The following is a 15,007-nucleotide window of genomic DNA, read 5'->3' as shown; positions in this document are numbered from 1 at the left end:
GCTGAAACGTGGAAATACAGGAAGAACAATCCTCCGTTTATTGTCCGAGTCTTACCGAATATAAAAGACGTAAAACCTCCGTTGTTACGATCGGTGATGTGCCTATGGGTGGAGATCATCCGATCCGGGTGCAGTCAATGACCACAGTCGACACGATGGATACCATCGGATCTGTGGAACAGGTACTGAGAATGGTGGATTCGGGTTGTGAATATGTGAGAATTACAGCCCCGAGCATCAAAGAGGCGCAAAATCTTGAGGAAATCCGGAAGGAACTGCATAAGCGCGGATGTTATGTTCCCTTGGTTGCAGATATCCATTTCACCCCGAACGCGGCAGAACTGGCTGCCAGAATTGTAGAGAAAGTACGGGTAAATCCCGGAAATTATGCTGATAAGAAGCGGTTTGAAGAAATCGAATATACAGATGCCGCCTACCAGGCAGAGCTCGACAGAATTCGGGAAAAGTTTACGCCACTCGTAAAGATCTGCAAGGAATATGGTACTGCAATGCGTATCGGAACCAACCACGGTTCATTGTCGGATCGAATCATGAGCCGCTACGGTGATACACCGCTGGGTATGGTTGAATCGGCACTCGAATTTCTACGCATTTGTGAGGACCTCAAATATTATAATATTGTGCTTTCCATGAAGGCGAGTAATACCCAGATCATGGTCCAGGCCTACAGACTTTTGGTTCAGAAACTGGACGAGGAAGGCTTTAAGCCATATCCGCTACATCTGGGAGTGACTGAAGCGGGAGACGGCGAAGACGGTCGGATCAAAAGTGCAGTAGGCATAGGAACATTGCTGGAGGACGGACTTGGTGATACCGTAAGGGTTTCGCTTACCGAAGAGCCGGAGTTTGAAGCGCCGGTCGCCAAGGCACTCATTGACCGGTATACCAACAGATCCGGGCATAAGAGTATTCCGGATTTACAGCGAATTCCCATCGACCCGTTCAGCTATAACAGAAGACATACAGCAGAAATTGCAAATTTCGGCGGGAGCAATGTCCCACGGGTAATTGCCGACCTTTCCGCCGTGGAAATTAAAAATTATAAGGATCTGAAAGCCATCGGTCACTTCTACCTTCCAGAACTTGATAAGTGGAAGATGAATGATATCGGGGCCGACTATCTGTATGTGGGGAAATCTCCGGTACCGTTCATGTTACCTAACGGACTTCGGCAAATTCTTGACGCGGAAACATGGCTGCGTCATGACGACCAGCATCATACATACCCATTATTCAATCGCGAGGAATTTTTAACCTCTGAAACGTTCCATCCCGTTCTGAATTTCCTTCGTCTCGAAGCTGAACAATTATTGGAGCCTGCACTGATGAATCAGCTAAGGAATACACCAAATACAGTTCTTTGGTTGCATACTTCTAATGAGCATGCGATGCCCGCGCTGAGAAGGTTTATGTTCGAGCTGATCAACCTTGGTTTGGAAAACCCTGTAGTAATTGAGAGGGCTTATGGAGCCGTAGGAGAAGATAAACTTCAACTTTTCGCTGCGACAGATGTGGGCGGACTTCTGATTGACGGGCTGGGAGACGGTATCATTTTATCGACGAGCCTGCGTTCGCCGGAAGATCATGAGGCAGAGCTGGAGATTATCAAAGCCTACAACAGTACTGCATTTGGTATTTTGCAGGCGGCCAGAACCCGAATGACAAAGACTGAGTACATTTCCTGTCCGTCCTGCGGAAGAACCTTATTCGATCTTCAGGAAACTACTGCCATGATCCGTAAGAGAACCGATCACCTCAAAGGAATCAAGATCGGAATTATGGGCTGTATCGTGAACGGTCCAGGGGAGATGGCGGATGCTGATTATGGATATGTTGGGTCCGGCAAAGGGAAAATCACACTTTACAAAGGAAAAGAAGTCATCAAGCGCGGAGTGCCATCTGAAAGTGCAGTTGATGAACTAATTGAAATTATCAGGGACGACGGGAACTGGACGGAGCCTGAAGTCGGTTAATACAAAATATTATGCAGAAAGAGATGAATCAGGAAGCAAGCAAGAGAGAAAAGATCACATTTAAGGAATATTTCCAGCTTGGAGAGGTGTGGGGTTATTTTTTCAGGAAAAAAGATCCTAACAGGCCATCCAACATCAATATTAAAATGATGCATGGCATCAACAAAATTTCCATACTGATTTTTCTTGTTGGGGTGATCTACATGATCATTAAGCATTGGCTCTGATGTGGACATAGAGAGTTTTCGAGAGTTATGTATCTCCCGGCCGGGAGTGACCGAAGAATTTCCCTTCGATAACAACACGTTGGTATTTAAGGTGATGGGCAAGATGTTTGCCCTGGCGGATGTGGACCATTTCGTAAGTATTAACCTGAAGTGTGACCCTGAAGAAGCGATACGACTTCGGGAACATTATGCCGGTATACGTCCGGGCTATCATATGAATAAAAAACACTGGAATACTATTGAAATGGATGGGAGCGTGCCGGATGCAGTGGTCAGGGAGTTGATAAGCGAAAGCTACAGGCTGGTAGTAAATGGATTAACACGGAAAATGCGCGAGGAACTTGAAGGAATGAAGTAGCCATTTCCTGTTGTGGATTCGGCAATACACCTCCCGGGTAAGAAAACATGCGTTTTTACACCCATTATTAGGCAAAATATACTTTATCTTATGATTTTTTGGGTTTACCTTTGATAAAGAACCAGACATATATGCGAAAGTCTTTTCTTTTGCGTTATTTTTTAGTCTGTAAGGGTCATAATTTTTTGAATGAGAATTTTTTCACATGTGTTGGCAGCCTTAATCCTGCTGCTTGTATTCCAGGCCTGTACTGAACGTACAATATGTCCGGCGTATCAAAGTGCCTTTATACATGATAAAGACGCGTTGAAACGCCAGTTCAGTTATTTTGGTGAGGATTCAATGCCCAAGGTTTTTGAAGCCAGCAAAGACCGCTTTCTCATCATTGAACCTGTTTCTTATCATCGCAAGTTGCGAAGTCTTCAGACCATTGCCATGACGGATATTTATCCCGAGATCGTTGATTCTACCGATGTGCAGGATGATGAATTCTATCTCGCAGAACGCGATGTGATTGATTCCACTGAGCTGGATCAGCCCAATCCTGCGGATAGTGTGTATGTTATATCCCTCAAAAAGGAAAAATTCAATATCGATCAGGAACTTTACCTGTGGTATTTAAGGGAATATCTGGTTTATCCTGATGTACGCATCAACATGGGTAAGGAGATGGAAGCAGCGGCTGATCAGGAACAGAAGGAGGAAAAGGTTGGATTCTTTAAGCGGATTTTTGGCAAAAAGAAAAAGAAAGACGATGATACTGAGTTTGATGTGGAAACCAATGCCACAGATATCGATGAGGTAGAGGAAGATTCCGAAACCAAGCCAAAAAAGGGCGTATTCAATTTCAAGAAGAACAAGAAAGACAAGGATCAGAAATTGGAAGACCCGGATAAAAAGAAAAAGAAAAAGAACGAGACTGAGAATGAGGAGGAGGAAGAGGAGAATTCGACCAGTCCGGACGCCACCTTCTAATCACAATACCCCAGAAATTCCTTATCAATTTCCCCTTCATCCATGCCAAGGTCAATAGCCTTTTGTAAATCCTCACAGGCACGCTTGCGTTTTCTTAATTGCTGCCAGGTAAGTGCACGAAGATAGAATCCAAGCGAATATTCAGGAAGGCTCGCAAGGCCGGTATCAAAATCCTCCATGGCTTTTCGGGGTTCATTGATCAGGTAGTAAGAATATCCCCTGTTGATAAATGTGTAGGGATCCTCATCCAGCAGGAGGGCATTGTTAAAGTCATTGATGGCCGACCTGTAATCCTGTACCTGGAAATTTGACAACCCCCTGTTTCTGTAGGCTTCCGGATTTTTGGGATTGATACTCAATACGCTGTCCCAGTCATTCAGGGAAGATTCCCATTCACGAAGCTCGGCATACAATACAGCACGTTTGAAATACACCGATTCGGAAGGCTGGAAATTCAGATAATCCGTATAATTTTTTACGGCTTCGTCATACTGTTTTATTCTGGTATTGATTTCACCCATAAACAGGTATGCCCATACGAATTCAGGGTCGACAGATGCTGTTTTCTGATAGTAATATTTTGCACTGTCGTACTGCTGATTATTATAGTAAAGATTGGCGATATTGAAATATGCTCCGGCGTTGTTGTTATCCTGCCGGATCACCTGGTTAAATACCGCTTTGGCCCGTTCCGGCTGATTCAATTCAATATATGCAAGACCCATATCCAGCATGATCGCCGCTGAATCCGAAGAGGATACAAGCGCTTTGTCGAATTCTTCCAGCGCATCGTAGGCACGATGCTGACGCAGCCTGATCTTGCCTTTAAAATGATGGAGTGACGACATATCGGCGGCATAGCGTTTTTCCCGTTCCAGCTCCGTGCTTGTTAACGTGCTCTTTTCATCCAGTGAATCGATTTTGCGCAGCAGAATGTCTTCGGTAATATTACTATATTGAATCGCCTCGCTGTAAAGACGCCGCTGATAATTAACCTCTGTGAGCCTTAGTGCTGCTGCATAGCTGTCTGGGTATTTCCTGAGGATTTCCTGAAAAATCGTTGAAGCGCGCACCGTATCCCCATCCGATAGAATGCGTTCGGCAGTGAGAAGTGCGTCGAGTTGCTGACCATTTGAACTAATGGAAGCAACGGTTAAAAGAACCAGCAAAAAATAAAATTTCATTAATCAAAGAGTGAATAATTCCCGAATTGGTCTGCGGGAGAAAATGGTTTTATCAGGTTGGGCTGATCATTGTCCGGGTTTTCAATGCGCGGAGATACAGTGTAACTGCGGAATTCGGCATCTGCAGGCGGATGAATCAAACCTTCCAGATCTTCAACGGACGCATTGGGATCCAGCCACAGATTTTCATGTTGGCGGTCAAGTATGAGTGGCATGGTCGTTGAAATGTTTTTCAGGTTTGTGCTCGAAGGTACGGTTATCATTTTGAACGTATGAACGACATGTCCCTCATCATCTTCAAACTCCTCCCAGATTCCGGCAATGGCAAAAATGCCGTTATCCTGACGAACTATTCGATGCGGTATTCTTCCTTTTTTGCTAACCTGGCGCCAGTCGTAGTAACCATCTGCGGGAACCAGGCAACGAAACGATTCGAGCATTCTCCGGCCTCCTGCGGTGTTAATAAGCGCATCCGACTGCACATATAACAATTTGGCTCCGATGGGTTTATTGTTCGAACGTTCAGGCAGCTGACCCCAGAAGAAGTAGCTCATTCCCTGACTACCCTGGGTGATCACCGGTAATACCTGCGTTGGCGCTGCATTATATCTCGGCTGGTAACGTTCGGAAATATCACGCGCAAAACGTTCCGTAAGTGTCTCTCTTGATGCTGTAATCGTATATCGATCGCCCATAATACGAAGGTAGGAATATTTACCTGAATTCACTTAGTGACCTTCAACGAAATGAATGGCCTGCTGCTCCGACCAGAAGACCCCATGCGGATTGAAGGAGGTGAATCCGACATGACCGCCCTGATGGGGTACCCTGAAAGTAATGTAGGGGTGATCTGCCAATTCGGTAACAGGATAACATTTTTCCGACAAAAAGGGATCGTTGCGTGCATTGATTAGTAACGTAGGAGTTTCGATTTTGTCCAGGAAATAAAGCGCACTGCATTTTTCATAGTAATCCACGGCATCGCGGTACCCGTGAAGCGGCGCCGTGTAGGCATTATCAAAGTCTATCAGGGTTTTAATGTTGTCAAGGAGCGTCACGTCCATTGATCCGGGTAATGCCGCTTCTTTGAGACGGATTTTCTCCTTGAGATTAACAAGAAATCTTCTCGAATACATCCAGTTGCCCGGTTGTGATATTTGCTCGCAGCTGCTCAACAGATGAAGCGGAACGGAAAACGTTACAGCATTCTGAATCTGTGCGGGTACCGAACCCTCTCCAAGATACTTGAGGGTAAGGTTGCCTCCGAGACTGAACCCTACCAGCGAGATTTTCTCATAGCCATTCTTGAGTGCATGGGAAATAATATGACGCAGGTCCTCAGTTGCGCCACTATGATAAAATCGGGGTTTTCTGTTCATTTCCCCACTGCATCCGCGGAAATTCCAGGCCAGGATGTCGTAGCCTTTTTTACTGAATGCCCGGGCCATGCCTTTGATGTAGGGCCTTTGTGAATCGCCTTCCAACCCATGAGAAATAATAATAAGATGATCCCGGTTGTCCCGAATCCAGTCCAGATCCAGGAAATCACCGTCGGGAGTCTCTATTCGTTCCCGCTGATAGATGACGTCCTTAACGCGCCTGAATAGAGCCGGTATAATGGTTTCAAGATGCGGCGAAATATAGATTTGCGGGGCTTTATATTCATCCATAATACTAATGTATAAATTAATTCTGCGTCTGCCCCTCGTTTTTTACAGTTCATGCCTCATAAATTCCGGTCCCATATTTTATGAAAAAATTAAAACAATTTGCCCCTAACTAATCTTAACATTGCATAGAAATAAAGTACCGACTATGACCCGGTTATTTACGGCAGTACTATTAATATTCGGATTGGCAGGATTCCATGAAGGGAGTGCGCAGCAGAAGTTTGCACTGAACGGCTATATCACGGATCAATCTAACGGAGAAGCACTGATAGGGGCTACCATTTTCGTGCGCGGCACGCAGAATGGAACGGCCACCAATGTTTACGGGTTCTATTCGCTCACACTGCCTGTGGGTGAGTATGAAGTTGAGTTTTCATATATCGGATATGAAAGCCAGGTGATGCCTGTTTCGCTCGGAAATGATTTACGGCTGGATGTAGAGCTGGTACAGCAGGGAAAAACACTGGAGGAAGTTGTAATCACCGATGAACCCCTCGATGTGAATGTTTCCAGTGTGGAAATGAGTACCGAGAAACTTGAGATCCAGACAATAAAGAAAATACCTGCTTTTTTAGGAGAGGTGGACGTGCTGAAAAGTCTGCAGCTGCTTCCGGGAGTTAGTTCGGTGGGCGAGGGATCTGCCGGATTTAACGTTCGTGGTGGAAGTGTGGGGCAAAACCTGGTTTTGCTGGATGAAGCACCTGTTTATAATTCCTCACATTTGTTTGGATTCTTTTCGGTATTTAATCCGGATGCCGTTAAGGATGTGAAACTTTATAAAGGTTCACTGCCTGCGAATTATGGTGGGCGTCTTGCGTCGATTCTGGATGTACGCATGAGGGAAGGTAATGCCAAGGAGCTTGAGGTATCCGGGGGTGTGGGTCTGCCTGTTTTCAGCCGACTGGCGATACAGGGACCAATTGCGAAAGATAAAGCATCCTTCATCGTGGCAGGCCGGAGGTCTTATGTGGATCTTTTTGCCAAACCTTTCACCGACGGTGCAACACTTTATTTCTATGACCTCACTACCAAGGTGAATTATAATATCGACAGCCGAAACCGGATATTCCTCTCAGGTTATTTTGGGAGAGACGTGTTTAAATTCGATGAAAACCAGGGTTTTAACTGGGGTAATATTACCACGACCTTCCGCTGGAACCACATCTTCAACAGCCGGCTCTTTTCAAACGTAACGGCATTCATTAGTAATTTTGATTACGGCTTCAGTTTTGGGGAGAGCAATCAGGATAAATTCGATTGGGATTCAAGCATCATTACCTATTCATTTAAGCCGTCGTTTACATATTTCATTAATCCGCGGAACGAGATCAACTTCGGAGGGGACCTGAATTATTACGATTTTAATCCGGCCCGGGCGATAGGGGTATCAGATGGGGTTACCCAGGATATCAGCCTGAATGATAAGTTCTCACTGGAAGGTGCTTTATATGTAGATAATACACAGGAGCTTGGATCCAATCTCACACTCCGGTATGGTCTGCGGTATTCGTTTTTTCACTACCTGGGACCTGGCACCGTGTATGAATTCCTTCCTTCGACGCCCGGAGACCGGCGTCCGCCGAACACCGAGGAAATTTATGAGGCAGGGGACGGAGAACTCATTCAGGCCTATCAGAACCTTGAACCCCGAGCTTCAGTTCGTTACCGTTTTGGAAAGAGCTCCATCAAAGCCAGTTATGCACGTACGGCCCAGTATATCCACCTGATCAGTAATACCGCCGCGCCAACACCCATTGATATATGGACACCGAGTACCAATAATATCCAGCCTCAGATCGGAGACCAGTTTGCCCTGGGCTATTTCCGGAACTTTGGGGAAGGAGATGATTTTGAGACATCCCTTGAGGTCTATTACCGTGATACCAAGAACCAGGTGGAATATGTGCGCGGGGCCGAATTGTTTATTAATGAATTACTGGAAGGTGATATCATTCAGGGCGATGGACGGGCGTACGGACTCGAATTAAGTGTTAAAAAGAACAAGGGAGATCTGAATGGCTGGATTAGCTACACCCTCGGAAAAACCGAACTGCAGGTAGACGGAATCAATTCCGGGGAATGGTATCCTACGCGTTTTGACCAGACACATAATTTGAAAGTATTTGCGAATTATGATTTGTCGGAAAGGACATCCCTCTCGGCCAACTTCTCCTACACGTCTGGCACGCCGATTACAGCGCCTACATCCCGGCTTACGGTACAGGGTCTTGTGATTCCTTTCAATTATTACAATACCCGGAATAACTTCAGGATCCCGGCCTCGCACCGACTGGATGTTTCTCTCACCTGGCAAATGAAGCGGGAGAAAAAAGGCAAGGCAAGAAAGAATGAAGACTACCTCGTCTTTTCCATTTATAATGTCTATGGTCGTCGGAATCCATTTTCCATTTTCTTTGCGCAGGAGAATGCGCGGCCAATTGTGGGCCAGCCTGTAGAATCACTGGCCTATAAATTTTCAATTATCGGAAGCGTCGTTCCATCTGTATCCTATAATTTTCGATTTTGATGATGAAGAAAGTCTTACATATTCCGTTGGTTGCCATCGTAATGCTGATAGCATGCTGGGCATGCGAGGACCAGGTTACGCTTGATTTGCCGGATGCACCCCCCGTTCTGGTAGTGGATGCATTTTTAAACGATAAGCCCGGGGATCAGAAGATAATCCTCACCATGACACAACCTTACTTTTCCAATTCACTGCCAACAGGCGTCTCAGGTGCGGTCGTACAGGTGGAAGACGACCTTGGGAATATTTTTACCTTTAACGAGGGAGTAACGGCCGGCGAATATATCTGGTCGCCCCAGGCCGGCGAATTGATAGGAACCGTAGGAAGAACGTATCAGCTCACGGTTGAAAATGAAGGCACAACCTATCAGGCTGTTTCTGAAATGAAACGCGTTCCGGAGGTAGATTCGGTGTTCTTTACATTTAAGGAAGATGGCACCCCTTTCCAGGAAACTGGCTATTACGCTGAGTTTCGCTCAATGGACTTTGTCGGTCCGGGCGATTTTTACTGGATCAAGGCCTACAAGAATGATACATTACTAATTCGTCCTTTTGAATTAAATATTGCCGCCGATGCAGGCTTCACCCCGGGTGGGAACATAGATGGTGTGGTCTTTATTCAGCCTATCCAGGATGCGGTAAACCCATTGAATGATGACCTGGATCAGATATTGCCATTTGTGCAGGGAGACTCCCTGTATGTAGAGATTCATTCCATAACTGCGGACACCTGGGAATTCCTGAACCAGGTACGAATTCAAACGCAGAGGGATGGTGGTTTTGATGAAATATTTGCCGAGCCCCTGGAGAACGTACCTACCAACATTGTGATCACCGATTCACCGGCAAGCGAACCAGAACCAGTTGTTGGATATTTTTCTGTTTCCGCGGTAAAAGGAAACGGCAGACGCCTGAACGAGTGAAACTATCCCTCGAAATTTATCTTTTTATGTGATCCGTCACAAAATGGTTTATTTGAGGATGCTCCGCACCTGCAAAAAGCAGTGGCCGCTGCATCGATAGGTTTCTCAACGCCATCAGATTCCAGAATCATTTTTGAATGTATGAGTAACGGGCCGTTCTTTCTCACTTCAACCCGGAGGGAAGATTCATTCGATGAGGTGGTATGCTGACCTTCATAGGATAGTGCCCCGGACGGACATTTATCTATTTGTTTCCTGACGGCATCTGCACTTGCTCCTGCAGGATTGATCCAGGGTTTATTGTCGGGTTGAAATACAGAAGGAAGACCTCTCATGCATTTTTCAGAATGTATACATTTATGAGGCTGCCAAATTACGGTCAGATCACCTTCGGAATATTTTTTCGTAATCTCTTTCATATGAGAAGTTACGAATTCAATGATTACTATTCAAATGATCTCTATCGCGGGAATCTGAAAACGTTGTAAATCTCATCACCCAGGTCCTGAATAAAGTAAAGATTGTCGGCATCTTCACTTATTTCATATGTACCGTCAACAATATAGGTCCAGTCGAAGTCGGCCGTAAATACACATTCATTTTCAAATTCCAGCTTCTTTTGATCGCGGGTGAAAGTGCCAGAGCAGATGGCCGGATAATGAGTTATGGATGAAATACCAGAAAATTTATTTCCGCTGAGTTCGAGGGTGACATTTGAGGTCTGAATCCTGCCTTGTGGTGTTAAACGATAGAAATAGCCCGTATATGCTGCATCCGGGGCCAGGCTATTGTCGTCGTCGGAACAGGAAAAGGATAGGGCCGCCAGCCCTATCCACACCAAACATTTGATTCTTGCAAATCTCATGAACAGATTAACTTTCTTTACAGACAACCTTAAATTGAAATTGGTTGTAATCCATGTTAACGGATGACCTTAAAGAAACGGCTCCACCTGATTTTACTGAGGAATGATTCTTCACCGTCGAGGGACAGCCAGATAAAGAATCCTTTGCCCACAATATGATCTGCGGGTACAAATCCCCAAAATCTTGAATCCAGAGAATTATTCCGGTTGTCACCCATCATAAAATAATAATCCTGGTTAAAAGTGTAGCTGGACACTTCCTGTTCGTCAATAAACAATTTCCCATCTCTGATCTCGGCATTTTTGTTGTGATCAAATTTTGTGATCACCTTGCCGTAGAGGGCCAGGGTTCTTTCGTTTATATCGATAGTTGCGCCTTCACTGGGAACCCAAAGCGGCCCGAACCATTCTTCATTCCAGGGGAAGAGTTCAGGATTTGCGGGGAAGATAGGGTTCTGAGTATTGTACTCATACTCTCCTTTTTCATGTTTCATTTGGGTTATGCTCTGAACGAATTTCTGGGTTTCCAGCTTTTCTTTCTCTTCCTGTGTGAGGTGAAAGAGATACTGGACCAGGTTGCCTTGGCGTCCCATGATACCTGCGGGCCTTTCGATTTCCAGGTTGTCAAGCACACGTTCCGAGATGTCTACATTTGAAACAACCGCGTAGGCAAACTGCATCTTTTCGGGTTTGTCAAAATCCTCACCGTTCACGAGCAATACGGCATCACGAATCTCAAGGGTATCGCCAGCTACCGCCACACAACGCTTGATATAGTTTGTTTTCAGGTCAACCGGATAGTCGATCCATTTATCTTTGTTAGGCTCCTCGAAATTGCTTTCGGCGATTCCCGGTACATTAAAGACCACCACATCATTACGTTTCACATGCGTAAAACCCGGTAGTCGGTACTGTGGCAGCTGAATTGCATCGGAATAGGATGGGATATTGGTGAACCAGATTTTCTGATGGGTGAGAGGAACCTGCAGCGGTGTTGCCGGAGTTCTTGCCCCGTAGTGAAATTTGCTTACAAATAGAAAATCACCTACCAATAATGACTTTTCCATGGAAGGGGTAGGAATGGTAAAGGCTTCCATAATGAAAAAGCGGATGAGGGTTGCCGCGATAACGGCAAAGAGTATGGCGTCTCCCCATTCTCGCACAACTGATTTCTTCTTTTTCGGTTTCGTCTTTTTCCAGAATTTCCAGTTCATATCAGTTTTTAAAAGAGTTATAGTATATCAGTACCCCAAGGTGGGAAAAGCTTACAAAGAAAGATAAAAAATTATAAATCAAGGAATTCATCCATCCCCAGTACTCCCTTTTTACCCGGAAGCCACTCGGCGACAAGTACAGCACCCAGTGCAAATCCCCTTCTGGAGTGAGCAATATGTTTCAATTCGATGGAATCTTCGTCGTTGCTGTAAATGACAGTATGAGTTCCGGGGACATTGGGCTCGCGCAAAGATCGTATGCCGAGTTCGGCCTGAAAATTTGCGACTCCCTCAACCCACTTCTCTTTTCTTCCGATGTTCTCAATAATTGTCTCTGCTATTGTAATTGCAGTCCCGCTCGGTGAATCCTTCTTTTCGGTATGATGGATCTCTTCCATCTGGATATCATAGGAGGGAAACCGTTGCATCACTTTAGCCAGGAACTCGTTTAATTTGAAAAATATATTCACTCCGAGGCTGTAGTTGGAAGCATAGAAAAAGGTGCCGGATTCTTCCCTGCACAGATCAACCACCTCATTGCGCTGGCCAAGCCATCCAGTTGTACCACTCAGTACGGGTATTCCCATACGCAGGCACCAGGAAATATTTTCAACCGCTGCATCGGGCTGACTGAATTCGATGGCCACATCGGTATTATCTTTATTGAAGGCTTCTTTAGACTCCATCTGATTATCGATCCTGCCGATTACCTGATGGCCACGGGAAACGGCAATTTCCTCGATGGTTTTACCCATTTTTCCATAACCGAGTAATAAAATATTCATGTCAGAATTTGAGTTTAATGGATATACCTGATGAGAATCCCTGAACATATCCGGCGAAATATGTAGGATCTACAGAAGGTTCAAATGAGATCTGGAGGTTGGGGTTAAGTTCGAATTCCTTCAGATGCGCATCGATGTGTGCATCGGCGATCTGCAGGAGATAGAATATGCCGGTCATTGCAATCCAGAAATCCCTGTCTCTCCTTGCGTTATCAGCCAAGGTACGTGTCCGGTCCAGATTTGCACCCGTCGAGGAGCTATAATTAGGGTCCTCAAGGAATCCGAAAATGTCTGATCTGTATTGTTGGTAAAGGCCGTTATAGAAATCGACCGTCAATCCCAGGGCAATAAAACCACCATAAACCAGCGGAAGTTTCCAGTACTTGCGGTTATAAATCTGTCCTGCTCCGGGCAGGATCGCTGCGTACAGCGAAGCTCTTCGGGGAACAAATTTTTTCGCGTACATTTCTATTTCTTCGATATCACGAACTTCGCGAACAGTGTCAATCACGGTTTGCGGTATTGAATCCGTCTGATTTTCCTGGGCTGATACCCAGCTGCTGATGCAAATGAAAAACAGGAGTATGGAATATTTCATTACATATCGAGAATGTCCAGTATGCGGTTCAGGTCATCAATGGAAACAAATGGAATTTTGATTTCTCCTTTTTTACCATCGGAAGACTTCACCTGTACACGGCTTCCAAAATGGGAGGAAAGCCTGCCCTGAAGTTTAGCAATTTCTTTGCCATTTTCAGCAGGGGGCTGCGCGGGAGCTTTTTTCTCCTTATTTCCTTCGCGCACCAGTGCTTCCACTTTACGAACGGAAAGATCTTTGGCCAGTATTTGTCTGAATATCTCAAGCTGAAGACTCACGTCATCAATAGTAATGAGTGCACGTGCGTGACCCATAGAAATTTTCTTATCGCGCAGGCCTGCCTGAATATCAGGGGGTAACTTGAGCAGACGCAGGTAATTATTTACCGTACTTCTGTCTTTACCGACCCTGTCTCCGAGTTCTTCCTGTTTCAGGTCGCATTCAGAGAGCAGGCGCTGGTAGCTTAGGGCTACTTCAATAGCATTCAGGTTTTCACGCTGAATATTTTCAATCAATGCCATTTCCAGCATTTGCTGGTCATCGGCGGTTCGGATATAGGCAGGAATTGCGGTTAATCCTGCCATTTTAGAGGCCTGCAATCTTCGTTCGCCGGAAATAAGCTGATACTGCTTATCACTTAGTTTGCGAACTGTGATGGGTTGTATGATCCCCTGCATTTTAATTGAGTCTGCCAATTCCTGCAAGGCACGTTCGTCAAAATGACTCCTCGGCTGGAAAGGGTTAACTTCAATATAATCCAGGGGGATTTCATTTATTGAACTAACAGATTCCTTTGGATCACGTGAATCGAACCGGTTTTCTATCGGACTGGAATCATCCAGTAAGGCTCCGAGGCCCCGGCCAAGGGCATTTCTCTTTTTCATTGGTTTTTTTGTCATGATCCCCTCCTTACTTTCAGGTAAATCCGTTCTTTTCAAGAATCTCCTTAGCCAGGTTCAGGTAACTCACAGCACCTTTACTTTCCGCATCATGTGCAATTGCTGGTATTCCAAAACCAGGAGATTCACTTAATTTAATATTTCTTGGGATGATGGTATCGAAAACCATTCGTTTGAAATGGGTCCTTACCTCGTCCACTACCTGATTTGAAAGACGAAGCCTCACATCGTACATGGTGAGCAGAATACCTTCAATTTCAAGTGCAGGGTTTAATCGCTTCTGAATGATTTTAATTGTGTTCAGCAATTTTCCGAGTCCTTCCAGTGCAAAATATTCACATTGTACCGGAATGAGTACAGAATCAGAAGCGGTTAGTGAGTTGATCGTAATCAATCCCAGAGAAGGGGAGCAGTCGATGATAATGAAATCATACTGATCCCGAATTTCATCCAGGGCTATCTTCATCTTGTCTTCGCGCTGCTCTATGCTCACCATTTCTACCTCAGCACCCACCAGGTTAATATGCGAGGGCAGGATATGGAGATAATCGATATCGGTTTCTACGATGGCTTCGGAAGCCGGAACACCATCAACCATGCATTCGTAGATGCTGTTTTCTACTTCCTTGGGATTTATTCCAAGTCCGGAAGTCGAATTCGCCTGTGGATCTGCATCCACGACGAGTGTTTTATGTTCCAGTGCGGCCAGACTTGCGGCCAGGTTCATCGCGGTGGTCGTTTTACCAACACCACCTTTCTGATTTGCAATTGCAATAGTTTTACTCATC

At 45.3% G+C, this 15,007-nt stretch carries 16 protein-coding genes; 6 read left to right on the top strand and 10 right to left on the bottom strand.

From position 1 onward, the window contains the following. Positions 1-8: 8 nt before the first annotated feature. The 4 genes from ispG (at position 9) to LDX50_RS01985 (ending at position 3,554) form a co-directional block, all read left to right on the top strand. Positions 9-1,994: a (E)-4-hydroxy-3-methylbut-2-enyl-diphosphate synthase gene (gene ispG, locus LDX50_RS02000; protein WP_225696728.1), complete on the top strand. Its 1,986-nt coding sequence runs from the start codon at positions 9-11 to the stop codon at positions 1,992-1,994. 11 nt (positions 1,995-2,005) lie between these two features. Beyond that, entirely contained in the window at positions 2,006-2,221 is a 216-nt protein-coding gene (locus tag LDX50_RS01995) for a DUF6728 family protein (protein WP_338029988.1), read from the top strand. Position 2,222: 1 nt separating this feature from the next. Beyond that, positions 2,223-2,579: an MmcQ/YjbR family DNA-binding protein gene (locus LDX50_RS01990; protein ID WP_225696727.1), complete on the top strand. Its 357-nt coding sequence runs from the start codon at positions 2,223-2,225 to the stop codon at positions 2,577-2,579. 189 nt (positions 2,580-2,768) lie between these two features. Beyond that, positions 2,769-3,554, top strand: coding sequence for a hypothetical protein (locus tag LDX50_RS01985; RefSeq protein ID WP_225696726.1), 786 nt, complete (start codon positions 2,769-2,771; stop codon positions 3,552-3,554). Here the strand turns inward: LDX50_RS01985 and LDX50_RS01980 are convergent. From LDX50_RS01980 to LDX50_RS01970, 3 genes are read right to left on the bottom strand one after another with little or no spacing between them, the layout of a single operon-like run. Next, on the bottom strand, positions 3,551-4,738 hold the full coding sequence (locus LDX50_RS01980) for a tetratricopeptide repeat protein (RefSeq protein ID WP_225696725.1): 1,188 nt from the start codon (positions 4,736-4,738) through the stop codon (positions 3,551-3,553). The genes LDX50_RS01985 and LDX50_RS01980 overlap by 4 nt on opposite strands. Beyond that, positions 4,738-5,433 carry an SOS response-associated peptidase gene (locus LDX50_RS01975; protein WP_225696724.1) on the bottom strand — a complete coding sequence of 232 codons (696 nt, stop codon included), beginning with the start codon at positions 5,431-5,433 and terminating at the stop codon, positions 4,738-4,740. The genes LDX50_RS01980 and LDX50_RS01975 overlap by 1 nt, the downstream gene beginning before the upstream one ends. 33 nt (positions 5,434-5,466) lie before the next feature. Continuing rightward, complete coding sequence (locus tag LDX50_RS01970; RefSeq protein WP_225696723.1) at positions 5,467-6,408, bottom strand: YheT family hydrolase; 942 nt, start codon at positions 6,406-6,408, stop codon at positions 5,467-5,469. Between the two features lie 145 nt (positions 6,409-6,553). Here LDX50_RS01970 and LDX50_RS01965 point away from each other — a divergent pair, with 145 nt between their 5' ends. Then, positions 6,554-8,935, top strand: coding sequence for a TonB-dependent receptor (locus tag LDX50_RS01965; protein WP_225696722.1), 2,382 nt, complete (start codon positions 6,554-6,556; stop codon positions 8,933-8,935). After that, a complete protein-coding gene (locus LDX50_RS01960) occupies positions 8,935-9,858 on the top strand; it encodes a DUF4249 domain-containing protein (protein ID WP_225696721.1) in 924 nt (307 codons plus the stop codon). The genes LDX50_RS01965 and LDX50_RS01960 overlap by 1 nt, the downstream gene beginning before the upstream one ends. A gap of 2 nt (positions 9,859-9,860) precedes the next feature. Here LDX50_RS01960 and LDX50_RS01955 read toward each other — a convergent pair whose 3' ends face one another. The 7 genes from LDX50_RS01955 to LDX50_RS01925 all read right to left on the bottom strand — a co-directional run bounded on the left by LDX50_RS01955 (position 9,861) and on the right by LDX50_RS01925 (position 15,006). Continuing rightward, positions 9,861-10,277: a (4Fe-4S)-binding protein gene (locus tag LDX50_RS01955; RefSeq protein ID WP_225696720.1), complete on the bottom strand. Its 417-nt coding sequence runs from the start codon at positions 10,275-10,277 to the stop codon at positions 9,861-9,863. 41 nt (positions 10,278-10,318) lie between these two features. Next, on the bottom strand, positions 10,319-10,723 hold the full coding sequence (locus LDX50_RS01950) for a hypothetical protein (RefSeq protein WP_225696719.1): 405 nt from the start codon (positions 10,721-10,723) through the stop codon (positions 10,319-10,321). A gap of 56 nt (positions 10,724-10,779) precedes the next feature. After that, positions 10,780-11,937 carry a signal peptidase I gene (gene lepB / locus LDX50_RS01945; RefSeq protein ID WP_225696718.1) on the bottom strand — a complete coding sequence of 386 codons (1,158 nt, stop codon included), beginning with the start codon at positions 11,935-11,937 and terminating at the stop codon, positions 10,780-10,782. A 71-nt stretch (positions 11,938-12,008) separates the two neighbouring features. Further along, positions 12,009-12,722, bottom strand: a complete 714-nt coding sequence (gene dapB / locus LDX50_RS01940) for a 4-hydroxy-tetrahydrodipicolinate reductase (protein WP_225696717.1) — start codon at positions 12,720-12,722, stop codon at positions 12,009-12,011. A gap of 1 nt (position 12,723) precedes the next feature. After that, the gene (locus LDX50_RS01935; protein WP_225696716.1) at positions 12,724-13,320 is read right to left on the bottom strand and encodes a DUF5683 domain-containing protein; all 597 of its coding nucleotides are present in this window, start codon (positions 13,318-13,320) and stop codon (positions 12,724-12,726) included. Further along, positions 13,320-14,204 (bottom strand): ParB/RepB/Spo0J family partition protein, encoded by an 885-nt coding sequence (locus LDX50_RS01930; protein ID WP_225696715.1) that lies wholly within the window; start codon positions 14,202-14,204, stop codon positions 13,320-13,322. The genes LDX50_RS01935 and LDX50_RS01930 overlap by 1 nt, the downstream gene beginning before the upstream one ends. Before the next feature lie 31 nt (positions 14,205-14,235). Next, positions 14,236-15,006, bottom strand: coding sequence for a ParA family protein (locus tag LDX50_RS01925; RefSeq protein WP_225696714.1), 771 nt, complete (start codon positions 15,004-15,006; stop codon positions 14,236-14,238). Position 15,007: the final 1 nt, after the last annotated feature.

The sequence above is a fragment of the Fulvivirga sedimenti genome (assembly GCF_020328055.1).
This window is presented reverse-complemented; position numbering and strand designations above follow the sequence as displayed.